16 protein-coding genes and 2 pseudogenes are annotated in these 17,953 nt (G+C 63.4%); 14 read left to right on the top strand and 4 right to left on the bottom strand.

Annotated elements, in window-relative coordinates:
- Positions 1 to 154 precede the first annotated feature (154 nt).
- From katG to G7047_RS22710, 3 genes and pseudogenes are all read right to left on the bottom strand, one after another.
- The gene (gene katG, locus G7047_RS22720; RefSeq protein ID WP_166310248.1) at positions 155 to 2,359 is read right to left on the bottom strand and encodes a catalase/peroxidase HPI; all 2,205 of its coding nucleotides are present in this window, start codon (positions 2,357 to 2,359) and stop codon (positions 155 to 157) included.
- A gap of 197 nt (positions 2,360 to 2,556) precedes the next feature.
- Positions 2,557 to 3,039: pseudogene (locus G7047_RS22715) on the bottom strand (IS5 family transposase); the annotation flags it as partial.
- A gap of 54 nt (positions 3,040 to 3,093) precedes the next feature.
- Positions 3,094 to 3,381, bottom strand: a complete 288-nt coding sequence (locus G7047_RS22710; protein WP_166310246.1) for a transposase — start codon at positions 3,379 to 3,381, stop codon at positions 3,094 to 3,096.
- 52 nt (positions 3,382 to 3,433) lie between these two features.
- On the opposite strand from G7047_RS22710, the pseudogene G7047_RS22705 reads away from it, so the two are divergent.
- Positions 3,434 to 3,670, top strand: a pseudogene (locus G7047_RS22705) (transposase); the annotation flags it as partial.
- Positions 3,671 to 3,790: 120 nt separating this feature from the next.
- On the opposite strand, the gene G7047_RS22700 reads toward G7047_RS22705, so the two are convergent.
- A complete protein-coding gene (locus G7047_RS22700; protein ID WP_166310244.1) occupies positions 3,791 to 4,717 on the bottom strand; it encodes a LysR family transcriptional regulator in 927 nt (308 codons plus the stop codon).
- A gap of 133 nt (positions 4,718 to 4,850) precedes the next feature.
- On the opposite strand from G7047_RS22700, the gene G7047_RS22695 reads away from it, so the two are divergent.
- The 13 genes from G7047_RS22695 to trbJ all read left to right on the top strand — a co-directional run bounded on the left by G7047_RS22695 (position 4,851) and on the right by trbJ (position 17,948).
- Entirely contained in the window at positions 4,851 to 6,029 is a 1,179-nt protein-coding gene (locus G7047_RS22695; RefSeq protein WP_166310242.1) for a CaiB/BaiF CoA-transferase family protein, read from the top strand.
- Positions 6,030 to 6,043: 14 nt separating this feature from the next.
- Positions 6,044 to 6,910 (top strand): MaoC family dehydratase N-terminal domain-containing protein, encoded by an 867-nt coding sequence (locus tag G7047_RS22690; protein ID WP_166310236.1) that lies wholly within the window; start codon positions 6,044 to 6,046, stop codon positions 6,908 to 6,910.
- Between the two features lie 86 nt (positions 6,911 to 6,996).
- The gene (locus G7047_RS22685; protein ID WP_166310234.1) at positions 6,997 to 7,992 is read left to right on the top strand and encodes a tripartite tricarboxylate transporter substrate binding protein; all 996 of its coding nucleotides are present in this window, start codon (positions 6,997 to 6,999) and stop codon (positions 7,990 to 7,992) included.
- Positions 7,993 to 8,055: 63 nt separating this feature from the next.
- The gene (locus G7047_RS22680) at positions 8,056 to 8,895 is read left to right on the top strand and encodes a CoA ester lyase (RefSeq protein WP_166310232.1); all 840 of its coding nucleotides are present in this window, start codon (positions 8,056 to 8,058) and stop codon (positions 8,893 to 8,895) included.
- Positions 8,896 to 9,158: 263 nt separating this feature from the next.
- Positions 9,159 to 10,073 (top strand): LysR family transcriptional regulator, encoded by a 915-nt coding sequence (locus tag G7047_RS22675; RefSeq protein ID WP_166310230.1) that lies wholly within the window; start codon positions 9,159 to 9,161, stop codon positions 10,071 to 10,073.
- Between the two features lie 15 nt (positions 10,074 to 10,088).
- Entirely contained in the window at positions 10,089 to 10,316 is a 228-nt protein-coding gene (locus G7047_RS22670; protein ID WP_166310228.1) for an EexN family lipoprotein, read from the top strand.
- A 216-nt stretch (positions 10,317 to 10,532) separates the two neighbouring features.
- Entirely contained in the window at positions 10,533 to 12,542 is a 2,010-nt protein-coding gene (locus tag G7047_RS22665; protein WP_166310226.1) for a conjugal transfer protein TraG, read from the top strand.
- Positions 12,539 to 13,003, top strand: coding sequence for a ribbon-helix-helix protein, CopG family (locus G7047_RS22660; RefSeq protein ID WP_041104112.1), 465 nt, complete (start codon positions 12,539 to 12,541; stop codon positions 13,001 to 13,003). The genes G7047_RS22665 and G7047_RS22660 overlap by 4 nt, the downstream gene beginning before the upstream one ends.
- Positions 13,000 to 14,049: a P-type conjugative transfer ATPase TrbB gene (trbB, locus tag G7047_RS22655; RefSeq protein ID WP_166310224.1), complete on the top strand. Its 1,050-nt coding sequence runs from the start codon at positions 13,000 to 13,002 to the stop codon at positions 14,047 to 14,049. Before G7047_RS22660 ends, trbB begins: the two co-directional genes overlap by 4 nt.
- The gene (locus G7047_RS22650; protein ID WP_166310222.1) at positions 14,046 to 14,435 is read left to right on the top strand and encodes a TrbC/VirB2 family protein; all 390 of its coding nucleotides are present in this window, start codon (positions 14,046 to 14,048) and stop codon (positions 14,433 to 14,435) included. Before trbB ends, G7047_RS22650 begins: the two co-directional genes overlap by 4 nt.
- Positions 14,432 to 14,704 carry a VirB3 family type IV secretion system protein gene (locus G7047_RS22645; protein ID WP_020230337.1) on the top strand — a complete coding sequence of 91 codons (273 nt, stop codon included), beginning with the start codon at positions 14,432 to 14,434 and terminating at the stop codon, positions 14,702 to 14,704. Before G7047_RS22650 ends, G7047_RS22645 begins: the two co-directional genes overlap by 4 nt.
- 14 nt (positions 14,705 to 14,718) lie before the next feature.
- The gene (gene trbE / locus G7047_RS22640; RefSeq protein WP_166310220.1) at positions 14,719 to 17,196 is read left to right on the top strand and encodes a conjugal transfer protein TrbE; all 2,478 of its coding nucleotides are present in this window, start codon (positions 14,719 to 14,721) and stop codon (positions 17,194 to 17,196) included.
- A complete protein-coding gene (gene trbJ / locus G7047_RS22635; RefSeq protein WP_166310218.1) occupies positions 17,193 to 17,948 on the top strand; it encodes a P-type conjugative transfer protein TrbJ in 756 nt (251 codons plus the stop codon). The genes trbE and trbJ overlap by 4 nt, the downstream gene beginning before the upstream one ends.
- Positions 17,949 to 17,953: the final 5 nt, after the last annotated feature.

Raw genomic sequence — 17,953 nt, 5'->3', positions numbered from 1 at the left:
GCCCAGGGCATAGGCGGCCATGCCCTGGGCCAGCGGCTTTCGCGTGGCGACATACCGCTTACCTGACCAAATGAGCAGGGTTTCAACGCACAGCCGGCTCAATGCCCCATAAAAAAGCCCCGCTAGGGCAGGGCTACGGGGCAAGGCGCTGGCCTTATTTCAGGTCAAAGCGGTCCAGCTCCATGACCTTGGTCCAGGCGGCCACAAAGTCGCGCGCCATCTTGGCCTGGCCGTCGTTTTGGGCGTACACCTCGGCAATGGCCCGCAATTGCGAGTTGGAGCCGAAGGCCAGGTCCACACGGCTGGCCGTCCACTTCACGGCGCCGGTCTGGCGGTTGCGGCCCTCGTAGGCGTTGTCATCGATGGGGCGCCATGCGGTGGACATATCCACCAGGTTCACGAAGAAGTCGTTCGTGAGCTGCCCTGGGCGCTGGGTGAACACACCCGCCTGGCTTCCGCCATGGTTGGCTCCCAGCACCCGCAGGCCGCCCACCAGCACGGTCATCTCCGGTGCGCTCAGGGTCAACAACTGGGCCTTGTCCACCAACATTTCCTCGGGCGACACGCGGTACGCCGCCTTGCGGTAGTTGCGAAAGCCATCGGCCTGCGGCTCCAGCACGGCAAATGATTCGGCATCGGTCTGCTCGGCCGTGGCGTCCGTGCGGCCGGGGTGGAAGGGCACGTCCACGCTCTGGCCTGCGGCCTTAGCAGCGGCCTCGACCCCGGCGTTGCCGGCCAGCACGATCAGATCGGCCAGCGACACCTGCTTGCCACCCGTGGCGCTGGCGTTGAAGTCACGCTGAATGCCTTCCAGCACGGCCAGCACCTTGGCCAGTTGTGCGGGCTGGTTCACCTCCCAGTCCTTCTGGGGGGCCAGGCGAACGCGGGCGCCGTTGGCACCGCCACGCTTGTCGCTGCCCCGGAAGGTCGATGCCGAGGCCCAGGCGGTCGATACCACCTCACTCACCGTCAGGCCGCTGGCCAGCACGCGGGCCTTGAGTTGCGTGGCATCTGCCGCGTCGATCAGGGCGTGGTCCACGGCGGGCAGCGGGTCTTGCCAGATCAGGTCTTCGGCCGGCACTTCGGGGCCCAGGTACAGGTTCTTGGGGCCCATGTCGCGGTGGGTCAGCTTGAACCAGGCACGGGCATAGGCGTCGGCAAATTCTTCGGGGTGGGCCAGGAAGTGGCGCGAGATTTTCTCGTAGGCCGGATCGAACTTCAGCGACAGGTCGGCCGTGGTCATCATGGGCGCGTGCTTGATAGACGGATCGTGCGCGTCGGGGATCATGTCTTCCGGGGCGCAGTCTTTGGCGCGCCACTGGTGCGCCCCCGAGGGGCTCTTGACCAGCTCCCAGTCGTACTTGAACAGCACGGTGAAATAGCCCATGTCCCATTGCGTGGGGTTGGGCTTCCAGGCGCCCTCGATGCCGCTGGTGGTGGTGTGGATGCCTTTGCCCGTGCCCAGCTGGTTGATCCAGCCCAGGCCCATGGCCTCCATGGGGGCGGCCTCGGGCTCAGGACCCACCAGCTTGGGGTCGCCTGCGCCGTGGGCTTTGCCAAAGGTGTGGCCGCCGGCCACCAGGGCCACGGTTTCGTAGTCATTCATGGCCATGCGGGCGAAGGTTTCGCGCACATCGCGGCCGCTGGCCACCGGGTCGGGGTTGCCGTCTGGGCCTTCGGGGTTCACGTAGATCAGGCCCATCTGCACGGCGGCCAGTGGGTTTTGCAGGTCGCGGTCGCCGCTGTAGCGGCTGTTGGCCTTGTCACTGGTGGCCAGCCATTCGGCCTCGGCACCCCAGTAAATGTCTTCCTCAGGCGCCCAGATGTCGGCACGGCCGCCACCAAAGCCAAAGGTCTTGAAGCCCATGGTTTCCATGGCCACGTTGCCCGCCAGGATGAACAGGTCCGCCCACGAGATGGCGTTGCCGTACTTCTGCTTGATCGGCCAGAGCAGTCGGCGGGCCTTGTCCAGGTTGCCGTTGTCGGGCCAGCTGTTCAGCGGGGCAAAGCGCTGGTTGCCGGTGCTCGCGCCACCGCGGCCATCGGCCGTGCGGTAGGTGCCGGCACTGTGCCAGGCCATGCGGATGAACAGGCCACCATAGTGGCCCCAGTCAGCGGGCCACCAGTCCTGCGAATCGGTCATGAGGGCGGCCAGGTCCTGCTTGAGGGCCGCAAAGTCCAGTTGCTTGAAGGCCTCGGCATAGCTGAAGCCCTCGTCCAAGGGGTTTGACGCCGGCTGGTGCTGATGCAGGATTGATAGGTTCAACTGGTTGGGCCACCAATCGGAATTGGAGCGCGCTGCGTGCGTGGCACGGGCGCCGCCTGCGGCGTGGAAAGGACACTTGGTTTGATTGCTCATGGGGGGGTCTCCTTGGCTTGGATATGTGTTTGAAGTTTTTTTAGTTTATATAAATGAAAATGTAATATCCATTGTAAAAAACTAATCAATGGAATGCATACAGCCTATGTTGATGGCTCATAGGGGGGCGTATCCCTGTGCAGTGGAGCTGCATTCGAAGCATCCTGGGGGAACGTTCTTGCCGTCTAAGAACGTGTTCACGATCTTCTGGGTAATAGGGCCAAGAATGCCAGGTGGACGAACTGCAAGCTGGTGTTGAGCCAGAGTTCGCAGTCCTTCCACAGCCGCCGGTTCTTGTCCAACCACGCAAAGTTGCGCTCGACGATCCAGCGCTTGGGCATGACCTTGAAGGCGTGCATCTCGCTCCTCTTGGCGATCTGCACCGTTACGTGATCACCCAGAATCTCTTGTACGCCCTGCGCAAAGGGCTGGCCCACGTAGCCGTTGTCGCACAGCACACTTTGCACTCGTCCCAGGCAGGGCTTGAGTGCTTGCAATGCCCCTTTGCGATCCGTCACCTCGGCGGTCGTCACCGCCACCGCGTGCGGCAAGCCATGGGTGTCCAACGCAATATGGCGCTTGATGCCCGAGACCTTCTTGCCCGCGTCATAGCCCTTCAGGCCCGCCGTGTCCGTGTTCTTCACGCTCTGCGCGTCGATGATCAAGAACGCGCTGCAGGCGTTGCAGTCCCTGGCGGATCGTCTCGATCACTTCTCGTCCTCGCCCAGCAGGGACTACAATTTTTTTCTGGCACGCAGCTCCAGCATCGCCTCGCCGTACGCCTCTTGCAGTTCCTTGAGCTGACGCTCGTACTGCTCGCGCACGTCCTGCGGGTTGGCCTTCAGGGCGTTCTCCATGCCTTTGCGGCCGTCCTCCACCCAGTTCTCAATCTCCGAGGGCGGCAGGTCATACGTCCTGCTCGCCTCCGATACGCTGGTCTTGCCCTGGATGATCTCCAGCGCCAGCGCCGTTTTGCGCTTGGCTGTCCAGCGCTTGATCTCTTCGTCCATCAACGTACTCACGGTGTCTTCCTTTCGACGTTAACACCTGAGCAGGTTTTCACTGGGTCAATACATGCGGCCGGGTAAGCGCAGGGTGCTGGACAAGAGCACGCCGATGGGCACGATCCTGTACCAGTGCGAGCAGGCCAAGGCGCGTATCCGCGCCAAGGTCGAACACCCATTTAGGGTGATCAAGCGCCAGTTCGGGCATGTGAAGGTGCGCTATCTGGGTCTTGCCAAAAACACTGCTCAGCAGCACACGCTATTCGCGCTGTCCAACCTGTGGATGGTGCGGCGCAGCGTTGCTGCAGGAGATGCGGGGATGAGTGCGTCTGCAAGGTACCTCAGGGCCCCGAAACGGGGCCGAATCAGCTTCGACACGGACCTCGCAAGCCTGAAATTGCCGCCATCTGAAATCAAAGGCATCAATTCACGGTGCGGCGGGTGTTGTGCAGACCTTCCCTAGGGAAATTGGATGGAGTTCGCACAACGTGTCGATTAACTGCACAACAAAAGCGCTGCTGAAAGTCTGCTCGCGCAGGCAGATCTGCAGATGGCGCATAGCCCAAGGTTCTTTCAGAGTCAATATTGCCAGATGCTGCACATCAGTGGCTTCGAGAGCCGAGCGTGGCACGATGCCAACGCCTGCGCCTGATGCGACGAGTTGGGCGATGGCTCGATAGCCCGATACCTGCACTCGGACATCCAGCTTTGCTCCCAGTGCGATCGCATGATTGACTAGGAACGTGTGCAGTGCCATACCAGACTGCAGACTGACAAAAGGCTCGCTCAGGCATGCGCTGAAATCGCAGAAGTCGTGCGCAGACAGCGGACTCGACAGCGGTACCAGCAGCACCAGTTCATCTTCTCTGTAGGGCAAATAGCGCAACTCTGGATGCGGCTGGTCTACCGCCACCACGCCGAGATCTGCGCGCCCCGCAACCACTGCTGCCACGATTTCCGCACTCGGCCGCTCCTCCAGGGTTATTCGCACTGCCGGCTGGCGTGCGAAGAAGCGCGCTAGGTCGGCGGGAAGGTGACTGCTGATGGCGTTGTTGTTGGCAAACAGGGTGATACGGCCCTTGATGCCTTGGGCGAATGGCAAAAGGTCGGCGTGCATCTGCTCAAGTTGCGCTAGGCAGCGATGTACATGCTCCAGCATCACCGTGCCTGCCTGGGTTAGTTCGACACCGCGCGAACGCCGGCGAAGCAAAGGGACTCCGATGGCGTCTTCGAGTCCCTTGAGGCGCAGGCTTACCGAAGACGGCGATAAATAGCAACGAGCTGCACCGCGCGAGAGGTTCTGTTCTTCGGCCACCGCTAGGAAGACCCTCAAATCTGTCAAGTCATAGCGCATTCACGTGCTCCCAATCTTCATGGTCGTATCGGTTTGCAACTTCAGTCATGAGCATGAGATTTTGTTTATAACAAAATCATAGTTTGACAGATATCGCTTGTTTCCCTATTTTTTCGAGACAAAACTGTAGGGCATGAAACATAAATTTTTGGAAAATATCAAATCACAGGAGCCAGCCGCAGGCAGCCTAAAGCCGCTGGAGGGGCTCCTGGTTGTCACCTTGGAGCAAGCGCTGGCAGCGCCGCTGGCGACGTGCCGATTGGCCGAGATGGGCGCCCGAGTTATCAAGATCGAACGCCCCGAAGGCGACTTTGCTCGTGGCTACGATCGTGCGGCCAATGGCGAGGCTTCCTATTTCGTCTGGACCAACCGCGGCAAGGAATCGGTGGTCTTGGACTTCAAGCAGCCGGATGACCGTGCGGTGCTCGACGCCTTGCTGGCGAATGCCGATGTCTTCGTGCAGAACCTCGCCCCGGGCGCATTGGTCCGTGCAGGGCTCGACAGCGACACGCTGCGTGAGCTCCATCCCCGGCTCATCACCTGCGACGTCAGTGGCTATGGTGCCGAGGGTGCCGCCAGCACGCTCAAGGCCTATGATCTGCTGGTGCAATGTGAGAGCGGTTTGGCCGGTATTACCGGCACCCCCGAAGCCTGCGGCCGTATCGGCGTATCGATCTGCGACATTGGGGCAGGTCTTAACGCAACGATTGGCATCCTCTCCGCCCTGGCTTCGCGTGAACGGACCGGCAAGGGCTGTGGCATCTCCGTTTCGCTCTTCGACGGCGCTGCCGACTGGATGACGGTGCCGTACGTCCATGCAGTCTACGGTGCCGGAGCCCCCACACGCCAAGGCCTGCAACACCCCTCCATCGCTCCCTATGGAGCCTTCGCCACTCGCGATGGCGTAAGCGTGGTCATCAGCATCCAGAACGAGCGCGAATGGCGCAACTTCTGCGAATCCTTCCTGGGGCAGGGTTCTCTGGCGCAGGACGAACGATTCGGCAGCAACAACCTGCGCGTGCAGCACCGTCAGGAACTCAACGAACTCATCGCCAAGAGGTTTGCCGAGCTCGATTTGCCCCTGGCCTTGCTGAACCTGCAAGCAGCCAACACGGCCTACGGCCAGGTGCGGTCCGTCGCCGAGATGGCTCAGCATCCCGCCCTGCGGACCTGGCCCATGAACGTTGGTGACAAGCAGCTTGACCTGGTCGCGCCGCCGGTCCGGGCGCCGTGGGACAGCGGATGGTTCGCCGCCGCGCCTGTCCTGAACCAGCATGGCGCTTCAGTGCGCGCCGAATTTCTTCCCGCATGACACGAGGTCACTCCATGAGCACACCAAATACCACGGATGGCAATGCTATCAATTTGGATTTCCTCCGGGCCTGGATTGGCCTGGAGTCGATCACCGAAGACACGCTATCGGTGCGCCATGCCCGCCTCATGGCCGCCACGCTCGGACTGCCGCAGGCGCAGTTCGAGGCTGGCGTACCGCTGCCGCCGTTGTGGCATTGGCTGTACTTCCTCGCTGGACTGCCCGCCAATGAGCTTGGCCGCGATGGCCACCCCGCCCGGGGCGGGTTCCTGCCGCCGGTGCCGCTGGCCAACCGGATGTGGGCGGGTGGCCGCCTCGAATTCCATGCACCTGTGGCGCTGGGCGCCAGCGTGCGCAAACGCTCCGTCGTCACCTCGGTCGAGCACAAGCGAGGCCGCAGCGGTGACCTGGTGTTTGTCACAGTACGGCACGAGATCCTCCATGCCGACAAGGTGGTGATCACTGAAGACCACGACATCGTCTACAAGCAGCCCACGCCGCCCGGTGCATCGCGTCCTGCCGCGGTCGGCATGCCGACACCGAGCCACAGCGAGCCGTTTGAGGCGACATCCACGATGCTGTTCCGCTACTCAGCGCTCACGTTCAACGGCCATCGCATCCACTACGACGTGGACTACTGCCGCGACGTCGAGGGCTATAGCAATCTGGTCGTGCACGGCCCGCTGCAGGCCACCGTCCTGGCGGGGCTGGCATCACGCCTGGGGACGCGGCCGGTTCGGACGTTCCGCTACCGCGGTGTGCAACCCAACCTGCTCGGCACACCGCTTACCGTCAATGCGGCGCCGAGTGGCGAAGGGTTGACGCTGTGGACCGCTCAGCCGGACGGCGCCGTGTCCATGCAGGCTGAAGCGTCGTTCTAGACGTCCTTTCACGCCATTTCGAAGAAGCAGAGCACGGGCCGCACGCTGGAGGCCCGAGGACCCACCATAACCATAGGAGACACACCATGCCCGCTACATCTCGTCGATTCGTTCTCGCCGCAACTGCCAAGCTGGCCTTGGCTGTTGCGCTACCGATTGTTGCGCAACTTGCCTCTGCACAGGACTTTCCCAATAAGCCCATTACCCTCGTGGTGCCCTTCGTGGCAGGCGGAACCACCGACATCCTCGGCCGCATCGTGGCGGATGGTCTAGGCAAGAAGCTGGGCCAGCCTGTGATCGTCGACAATCGCGGCGGTGCTGGCGGCAACATCGGTGCGGCCGTCGTCGCCAAAGCCAAGCCCGATGGTTACACCTTGCTGATGGGCTACAACGGAACGAATGCGATCAATCCATCGCTATATCGAAAGCTTTCCTGGGATCCCGTGGACAGCTTCGATGCGGTATCTCTCGTTGCGCGCGTCAACAATGTGGTGGTCGTCAACCCGAGCCTTCCAGTCAAGACCTTGCCTGAACTGGTGGCCTACGCGAAGGCTAATCCTGGCAAGGTGGACTATGGTTCGGCTGGTCCTGGCAGCATATTTCACCTTGCGGGGGAAATGCTGTCGCAGCAGGCGGGCGTTTCGATGACCCACGTGCCGTACAAGGGCGCGGCCCCCGCGCTCACGGACCTGATGGCGGGTCAGATCCACGTGATGTTCTCGACCATACCAGCGGCGCTGCCTTTCATCAAATCAGGAAAGCTGCGCGCGATCGCCGTCACCGGAGCTCAGCGATCCCCTCTCTTTCCTCAGTTGCTCACAGCCAGGGAGAGCGGCCTAAAAGACATGGACGTGGACTCCTGGTTCGGCGTGTTTGCGCCCAAGGGGCTGCCCGCTCCGATCCTCGGCCGCCTGAACCAAGCTCTCCAAGAGGTACTCGCAGATCCCATCGTCGCGCGGAGCTTGAAGGAGCAGGGTGCGGAGCCTGCCGCCTCCACGTCGGCTGAGCTGGCCACCTTGCTGACTGACGACCTTAAGAGATGGCAGGCCATCGTTAAGAGCTCAAAAGTTTCCCTCGACTGAGGTGAGGGGATTGGTGGCATTGAATGACTTGCCAGTGGCTCTGAATTGCTTGGATACCTGACTATGAAAAACTTGCTTGCATCAGCCCGGAGCTTTCTATTTGTTCCCGGCAACCGGCCTGAACGCTTCGAGACGGCTCTGCGCAGCGGTGCGGATGCTGTGGTGCTCGACCTAGAAGACAGTGTTCCCCTTGGAGCGAAGTCGTTTGCGCGTGAAGGTATCAGCAAGGCGTGGGCTGGATTACAGGTGCTGGAGGTACCACTGGTGGTGCGTATCAATGCACCACATCAGCCGATAGGACTGGATGATCTTCAGTGGCTTTCGAGCCTCGACGGCCTCGCCGGCGTAATGGTGCCGAAGGCGGAATCGGGCTTGGCGCTTGCCGAAGTGCGAGCGGTCTTACCGGGTATCCCGATCCTGCCACTGATTGAGAGCGCAGCCGGCTATGCCAACATCTCCGAAATTGCATGTGCAGCGGGCGTGCTGAGGCTGGTTATTGGTCACATCGACTTCATGGCCGACACGGGCCTACTTGGTTCAGAGGACGAGCTTGAACTTGCACCGCTGCGATTTGCGGTCGCCATGGCAACCCGCCTGGGGCAACTGGCACCTGCTGTGGATGGTGTGACGGTCATCATCGCCGATGACGAGAGCCTGCGGAGGGACACGCTTCGCGCTCTTCGTTTCGGGTTTGGAGGCAAGCTGTGTATACACCCGCGCCAGATTGAGGTTGTCCATAGATGCATTGCTCCATCGGCGGATGAGGTGGCATGGGCTCGGCGCGTGTTGGAGGCGGATGCAGCCTCGGGCGGTGCAGCAGTTCAAGTTGACGGTCGGATGATCGATTTGCCTGTGATGCTGCAAGCCCGCCGATTGCTGGCCCGCGCCCCTGCGCCTCAATAACTGACAACGCAGTCCTGGCTTGGTTATCCGGGGCAACTTTAGGCGCTCGCCATGACGGTCATCGATGAGTGTTGCTTATCTTTGCAGTAACTCAGGCCAGGATCCTCTTTGTGGCAGACCGCCAAGGCGCACCGAAGCTTCTGTCACGAGCTGACGTGAAAAAGAGACGTCGATCGATGCTGCACAGCCCTAGGTCGGGTAAAGGTCAGGGATCTGTTGGTCGTGTGTCGCGCATAGAAACCATTGTGACCTGGGGATAAAGTATGGAGCTGAGGCATTTGCGCTATTTCAAGGCTGTTGCTGAAGAGCTTCACTTCGCCCGCGCAGCGGAGAAGCTGCATATTGATCAGTCACCCCTCTCTCGGAACATCAAAGAGTTGGAGGAAGAACTAGGGGTATCGCTCTTCACGCGTACCACACGTAACACCCGTTTGACAAAAGCGGGGCATCGGTTTCTGGAGCACATACCCCGCATCTTTACCGCCCTAGAGCAGGCACGTAATAGCGTTCAGTCGGCTGCTAATGGCTTTCAAGGCCAGTTGCGTATCGCCTTGTCCGATGGCATCACGCCCTCGCGCATGCCAACGCTGCTGGCACGGTGCCGAGAGGAAGATCCTGAAATCGACATTCGGCTGTTTGAGGTTCCGCTGGACCAGCAGATCAAGGGTCTGCACTATGACCTATATGACGTTGGCTTTTCGATGGCTAAAGAGGTGGGAGACGGCATTGTGGCCAGACCTGCGTGGGAAGACGAACTGATGGTGGCGGTCCCAGCTCGCCATCCTGTGCTGGCCCACAAGCACGTGCCCTTGGAGGAAGTGTTGCGTTATCCGTTGGCGCTATGCGATCCGGCAATATGCGAAGGCCATGCGCGTCAAGTCGATCGCGTTTTGCATCGATATGAGCAAGAGCCACTGATCGCTCAGCGCGTGGCGTCCTATGAGGTGATGATGACCTTGGTCTCCGCCGGGTTGGCACTAGGTTTGGCCGGTGCTGCGCATATTGCATCTGGCCGTGGGCCAGGTGTTGTGGCCCGGCACTTGGCGGGAAAGCCGCAGATGCTGACCACCTACCTGTTACACCGTGACGTGGGGCCTTCTGAAATGCTGACCCGGTTCATCGAACGAGTGGCCTCCATTGATTCGGCGGATGGCTTCAGCGCCGCCGACGACTCCTGACCCACAGGCAAAGCGATGCGCCGATTCCTGCCGCTGCTTATGGTTGCCGCACTGACGGCCTGTGGGCCATCCCAACCAACGGAAACCGTGGACTTCCTTGTGGCCCATCCCGAGCGCCTCAAGGAAGTCCAGCGCCTGTGCAGGGAAGACCGTGCGAAAGTCGGCGAAGAACTCTGCCACCGCGCGGCTGAAGCCGCCAACCGGCGTTTCTTCGGCGACCGCCCGGAACAGAAGTCTAAATAGCTTCATCGCTGTCATTTCGCTGCGACGAAATTCGCACTGTTACCTCACCACGCCGCAGCTCGCTCACGTCTGCGGCATTTTTGTGGCCTTCGACATAGCAAGAAATCTGGCTCTTTGGGCCTGAATCCCCGCCATAACGGTCTTTGACCGGCCTGCACGCTCGCCTTGATCCTCGGCACTACGGCACGTCCCTGTGCCGTAGTGGGAGGTTGACCGATGCAAGGAACGAACGTGCTGTTCGGTCAGATCGCCGTGGTATTCGGCATCGTGATCGCCGGAGTGTGGGGCGCCACACAATGGACAGCAGCAGCCCTTGGCTACCAACTACGCCTTGGCTCGCCCTGGTTTGATTTCTTCGGCACGCCGGTCTATCACCCGTGGCGGCTGTTCGAGTGGTGGTTCGTCTTCGACGCCTACGCGCCGCGCGTGTTCGACACCGGCGGCGCCATCGCGGGCGGCAGCGGTCTTGTCGCCGTGCTGGTGGCGATTGGCATGTCGATCTGGCGCTCGCGCCAATCGCGTCTGGTCACGACCTATGGGTCAGCGCGCTGGGCCAACGCGGATGACATTCGCAAGGCCGGTCTCACGCAGCCGGCCGGCGTGTTCCTGGGCCAGCAGGATCGCCAGTACCTCCGTCACGAAGGCCCCGAACACGTCCTGACCTTCGCTCCTACGCGCTCGGGCAAAGGTGTAGGCCTGGTGGTGCCGACCTTGTTGAGCTGGCCCGCCTCTGCTGTCATCCACGACATCAAGGGCGAGAACTGGAGCATCACCGCAGGCTGGCGCTCGCGCTTCTCGCACTGTCTGCTATTCAACCCGACGGATAGCCAGTCGGCGGCCTACAACCCATTGCTGGAAGTTCGGCGCGGCGCGCACGAGGTGCGCGATGTACAGAACATCGCGGACATTCTGGTCGATCCCGAAGGCGCGCTGGAGCGACGCAATCACTGGGAAAAGACCTCGCACGCGCTGCTGGTCGGGGCCATCTTGCACGTGCTCTACGCGGGCGAGGACAAGACGCTGCGCGGCGTCGCCAACTTCCTCTCCGATCCGGCTTGTCCGTTCGAGCTGACGCTCCACCGTATGATGACCACGCCGCATCTCGGCGATGGCCCGCATCCCGTGGTGGCATCCGCTGCACGCGAAGTCCTCAACAAGAGCGACAACGAACGGTCGGGCGTGCTGTCCACGGCTATGTCGTTCCTCGGCCTGTACCGCGATCCCACGGTGGCCGAAGTCACCTCGCGCTGCGATTGGCGCATCGCCGACCTGATCGCTGCCGAGCATCCGGTATCGCTGTACCTGGTGGTGCCGCCTTCGGACATTTCGCGGACGAAGCCGCTGATCCGCCTGATCCTCAACCAGATCGGGCGACGGCTGACGGAATCGCTCGATGGCTCCGACGGCATCGAACGCCGCCACAAGCTGCTGCTGATGCTTGACGAGTTCCCGGCGCTCGGGCGCCTGGACTTCTTCGAGACGGCGTTGGCCTTCATGGCCGGCTATGGCATCCGCAGCTTCCTCATCGCGCAGTCGCTGAACCAGATCGACAAGGCGTATGGGCAGAACCATTCGATTCTGGACAACTGCCATGTCCGGGTGACGTTCGCCACCAACGACGAGCGCACGGCCAAGCGCATCTCCGAGACGCTGGGCACCGCCACCGAGCTGCGCGCGCAGCGCAACTACGCCGGCCACCGGCTGGCTCCGTGGCTCGGGCACCTCATGGTGTCGCGTCAGGAGACGGCCCGGCCGCTGCTGACGCCGGGCGAAGTGATGCAGCTACCGCCCGACGAAGCCGTGGTGATGGTGTCCAGCGTGGCGCCGATCAAGGCCAAGAAGTTGCGCTATTACGCGGACAGCAACTTCAAGCGCCGCGTGCAGCCGCCGCCCGTGCTTGCGGTCGGGCGCTATGCCGACGTGCCGCCCTCGCGGGCCGACGACTGGAGCGAGCTGGCGATTCCCTCCATGCCCGCCACACCAGCCACTGCACCCGCTGATGGCCTGGGCAGTGCCGACGACGGCGGCGGCCCGCGCCGTCAGCCCGAGCTCTCAGAAACCGTCGCCTACGACCCCGAGCTGGCCGCAGCCGCAGCCGCAGCCGACCGCGCGCTGCTCGATGACGACGACGACCTGCCACTTCCCCTTCCTCGCCAGCTTGATCCGGCCATGCAGCGCACGGCCCGGCTGGCTTCCCTCGACCCCAACGACGGAATCGAGTTATGAGCCACTATCGCCTCAACCTGTTCATCCAGCCGGAGCACGCCAAGCGTCTGGACGAGCTGGCCGCCAAGAAAGGCGTATCGAAATCCAGCATCGTCGCGGCGGCGCTCGCATCGTGGCTGTCGCCCGACGCCGCCGACCAGCGCGAGGCAGCGATTGCCAAGCGGCTTGATCGCCTGTCGCGCCATGCCGAGCGGCTGGAGCGCGACCAGAACATCCAGATCGAAACACTGGCGCTGTTCATCCGCTACTTCCTCACGGTCAGCACGCCAGTTCCCGAGGCGCACCAAGACGCGGCGCGTGCCCAGGGCAAGGCGCGGTTCGAGCAGTTCGTGGAGCAGTTGGGCCGTCACCTGCTGCGCGGGCGCAGCCTGGTGCGCGATGTGGTGGAGGAACTGCACCCCGACCCGATGCGGATGGATGACGCGGCGGCAGTTGCCGAAGCGCAGGAGCGTGCCTCATGAGCGCCGCGCCTTCGTCTTTCGCCACCTCGCTCGACCGCCGCATTCAGATGCTGCGCACGGCGATGGGGCCGCTGATCGCCGCCGCGCTCGAAGACCCGGACGTGGTAGAAGTCATGCTCAATCCTGATCGCACCCTTTGGGTGGATCGACTTTCATCGGGCCGCGCGCCGATGGGCGTTGAACTGTCCGAGGCGAATGGCGAACGGATCATTCGCCTTGTCGCCGCCCACGTTGGCGCAGAAGTCCATCGCGGCCAGCCGTTGCTGTCCGCCGAGCTGCCCGAAACCGGCGAACGCTTCGAGGGCATCTTGCCGCCGGCAGCGCCGGGGCCGGCCTTCGCGCTGCGCAAGCGCGCCATCGGCGTGATTCCGCTGGAGCGGTACGTCATCGACGGAATGATGACCAGCGCGCAGGCGGGCTTTCTCGTTCGCGCCGTGCGCGAGCGACAGAACGTGTTGATCGCCGGGGCTACCAGCAGCGGCAAGACCACGCTCGCCAATGCGCTGCTGGCCGAAATCGCCGCGACGGGCGACCGCGTGCTGGTGCTCGAAGACACCGTGGAGCTGCAATGCGCGGCCCGCGACCACGTGCCGCTGCGAACGCGCGCGGGCGTGGTGTCCATGACCGAGCTGGTGCGCTCGTCCATGCGCCTGCGCCCGGATCGCGTCGTCGTCGGCGAAGTGCGCGGCGCGGAGGCGCTGGATCTCATCAAGGTGTGGGGCACCGGCCATCCGGGCGGCATCGCCACGATCCACGCAGGCTCCGCACTGGGCGCGCTGCTGCGCCTGGAGCAACTGATTCTCGAAGTGGCGGTGAACCCACCCCGTGCGCTGATCGCGGAAGCGGTCAACGTGGTGATTCACATCGCCGGGCGCGGGCGCAAGCGCCGCATCGAGAGCATCGCCCGCGTCGTCGGTTTCGACGGCGTGGGTTACCGACTGGCGGATGCGATGGAAACACCGTTTCCCGAGCTGCCGCCACTTCCCGATGCCGCACCCGCTGCGGCGACTTCCCCATCCCTCGACCTTTCTGGAGAACTGCCATGACAACGCACGCCCATGCTTTCCGTGTTTCCGTAAATCCGCTTCCACGCCGCTCCAGTCCCGCGCGGCTGGATGGCCTGGCTCGCCCGGCCATGCAAGGCTTGATGCTCGCTGCCTTCATGCTGCTGCTTGCGGGCACTGCGCAGGCCGCCGGCTCCTCGATGCCCTGGGAAGGCCCGCTGCAATCCATCCTCGAATCCATCCAGGGGCCGGTGGCGCGCATCGTCGCGGTCATCATCATCATCGCCACGGGCCTGGCGCTGGCCTTCGGCGATACCTCGGGCGGATTCCGCAAGCTGATCCAGATCGTCTTCGGTCTGTCCATCGCGTTCGCGGCTTCGAGCTTCTTCCTGTCGTTCTTCAGCTTCTCTGGCGGGGCCGTCGTATGAGTGCCCCGGACACCTTCGCGGCCGGGTTCGAGGTGCCGCTGCATCGCTCGCTGACCGAGCCGATCCTGCTGGGCGGCGCACCGCGCACCGTGGCGATCGCCAATGGCACGTTGGCCGCCGCTGTCGGGCTGGGCCTGCAACTGTGGATTCCCGGCGTCGTGCTCTGGATCGTCGGCCATTCGCTGGCGATGTGGGGTGCGCGCGTCGATCCGCAGTTCATGGCCGTGTTCGCGCGGCACATCAAGCACCGCCCGTTGCTGGACGTATAGGGGAGGACGCCGCGATGCTGAACCTCGCCGAATACCGCCAGCGCCCGGCCTTGCTCGCCGACTGGCTGCCCTGGGCCGGGCTGGTGGCGCCGGGCGTCGTCTTGAACAAGGACGGCAGTTTCCAGCGCACGGCGCGCTTTCGTGGCCCCGACCTCGACAGCGCGACGCAAGGCGAGTTGATCGCCACGTCGGCTCGCTTGAACAACGCGCTGCGCCGCCTGGGTTCGGGCTGGGCGCTGTTCATCGAAGCCGAGCGCCGGTCTGCCGCCGACTACCCGCACTCCGATTTCCCCGAACCGCTGTCCTGGCTGGTCGATGAAGAACGCCGCGCCGCTTTCGAGGATTCGGGCAACCACTTCGAGAGCGGCTATCACCTGACGTTGGCCTACCTGCCGTCCGAGGAATCCCGCGCCCGCGCCGCGGGCCTGCTGTATGAAAACCAGCCGACCGAAGGCGTGGATTGGCGCGAACGGCTGCACGCCTTCGTCGCTGAAACGGATCGCATCTTCGACCTGCTCGATGGCGTGATGCCGGAGATCGCATGGCTTGATGACAGCCAGACGTTGACCTACCTGCATTCGACCGTCTCGACGCGCCGCTACCGCGTCGGCGTTCCCGAAGTGCCGTTCCACATCGACGCGCTGCTGACGGACTCCGCACTGGTCGGCGGCCTGGCGCCGATGCTGGGTGACCAACACCTGCGCGTGGTGTCGGTGCGCGGTTTCCCGACTTCGACCTGGCCGGGGATTCTGGACGACCTCAACCGCCTGGGCTTTGCGTATCGCTGGAGTACGCGCTTTCTCTGCCTCGACAAAGCCGAGGCGGAAAAAGAACTCGCCCGTCTGCGCCGCCAGTGGTTTGCGAAAAGGAAGAACGTCATCGCGCTGCTGCGCGAAACGATCTTCCAGCAAGAAAGCCCGCTGGTCGATACCGACGCCAACAACAAGGCCGCCGATGCCGATGCAGCCTTGCAGGAACTGGGCAGCGATCAGGTGGCCTTCGGGTATGTCACCACCACGGTGACGGTGCTCGATGCCGACCCCGCGAAGGCCGATGAGAAGCTGCGCATGGTGGAGCGCGCCATCCAGGGGCGCGGCTTCGTGACGATCCCTGAAACGCTCAACGCCGTGGATGCGTGGCTGTCGTCGATTCCTGGTCACGCCTATGCCAACGTACGCCAGCCCATCGTCTCGACGCTGAACCTGGCACACCTGATGCCGGTCTCGGCGGTTTGGGCCGGGCCAGAGAAGAACGCGCACCTTGACGGCCCACCGCTGATCGTCACGCGCACCGAAGGCGCGACGCCGTTCCGCTTGGTCACGCACATCGGCGACGTGGGTCATACGCTGGTGGCCGGCCCCACGGGCATGGGGAAGTCGGTGCTGCTCGCCACGCTGGCGATGCAGTTCAGGCGCTATCGCGGCTCGCGCATCTTTGCCTTCGACATGGGGCGCTCGATGCGCGCCACCATTCTCGGGCTGGGTGGTGAGCACTACGACCTGGGTATGGATGGAGAGATCGCCTTCCAGCCTTTGGCACGCATCGACCGCGAAGGCTACCGCACCTGGGCGACCGAATGGATCGAAGGCCGGTTGCGGCATGAGGGCGTGGCCGTCGGCCCCGAAGAGAAGGCCGCTATCTGGTCGGCGCTCGGCAGTCTCGCCGGTGCGCCGATGGAACAGCGCACGATGACGGGCCTGTCGGTACTGCTGCAATCGAATGCGCTGCGCCAGGCGCTCGCGCCGTACGTGCTGGGCGGCGCCCACGGCAAGCTACTGGATGCGGATTCGGATCGCCTGGGCATGGCCGACGTGCAGGGCTTCGAGATGGAGGAGCTGATGCACAGCAAGGCCGCCGTCATGGCCGTGCTGCACTACCTCTTTGCGTGCTTCGATGAACGCTTTGACGGTGCGCCCACGCTGCTGATTCTCGATGAGGCGTGGCTGTTCCTCGATGACCCGGTCTTTGCGGCCCGCATCCGCCAGTGGCTCAAGACGCTGCGCAAGAAGAACGTCAGTGTCATCTTCGCCACGCAGAGCCTGGCGGACATCAAGGATTCGAGCATCGCGCCGGCCATCATCGAGAGCTGCGCGAGCCGCATCTTCCTGCCGAACCCGCAGGCGACCGAGCCGCAGATTCGCACGATCTACGAGGGCTTCGGCCTTAACAGCCGACAGATCGAGATCGTCGCCACGGCGCAGCCCAAGCGCGACTACTACTACCAATCCCGTCTCGGCAACCGCCTGTTCGACCTCGACCTGGGCGCCGCGACCTTGGCCTTCGCGGGTGCGTCCACGCCGCAAGACCAGCGCGACATCGACACGGTGCTCGCTGCCGCCACCACCTCCACGCCTTCCGCTTCCACCCCGTTCGCAGCCGCATGGCTGCGCCACCGCAGCCTCGATTGGGCGGCCGATCTGCTGCGCGATTTTCCCGGCCCTGCGCCGGGTGCCGCTCCCATCCCCAGCCATTCCCAGGAGAACCAGTTATGAAAACCCATGCCCCCAAACTCGCCGCGCTGACCGCCGCCTGCGTGCTCGCCTTCGGCATCGCGCAGCCCGCGCACGCGCTGTTCGGCGTCGGCGACATCGTGCTCGACCCGACCAATCTGGTGCAAAACACGCTCACCGCCGTTCGCACGCTGGAGCAGATCAACAACCAGATCCGCCAACTCCAGAATGAGGCGCAGATGCTCATCAACCAGGCACGCAACCTGGCGAGCCTGCCCTTCAGCGTGGTGAGCCGGCTTCGCAGCAATCTCGCGCTAACCCAACGGCTGATCGCACAGGCCAAGGGCATGGCCTATGACGTGGCGAACATGGACCAGATGTTCCAGCGCCTGTATCCCGAGCAGTACGCCGCCACCGTCAGCGGCAATCAGATGTTCCGCGACGCGCAGGAGCGCTGGAAGAACACACTCAACGGCCTGCAGACCACCATGCAGATGCAGGCCCAGGCTTCGCAGAACCTGAGCGACGACGAAGGCGTGCTGGCCGACCTCGTGGGCAAGAGCCAGTCGGCCGAGGGCGCGCTGCAGGCGATGCAGGCCATGAACCAGCTGCTGGCCCTGCAGGCCAAGCAGTCGATCCAGACGCAGCGGCTGCAGATTACCCAGGACCGGGCGGCCTCGCTGGAGCTGGCGCGGCAGGCGGCCGCCGTGGAGCGTGGCCGCGAGGTGAACCGGCGCTTCGTGGGCACCGGTACGCCGTACACACCGCAGCCCGTGAACTTCTACAGCCGCTGACGGAG

This window comes from Diaphorobacter sp. HDW4A (assembly GCF_011305995.1).
Classification (GTDB): Bacteria; Pseudomonadota; Gammaproteobacteria; order Burkholderiales; family Burkholderiaceae_C; genus Diaphorobacter_A.
The sequence above is the reverse complement of the archived record's forward strand: the minus strand, read 5'-3'. Positions and strand labels throughout refer to the sequence as shown.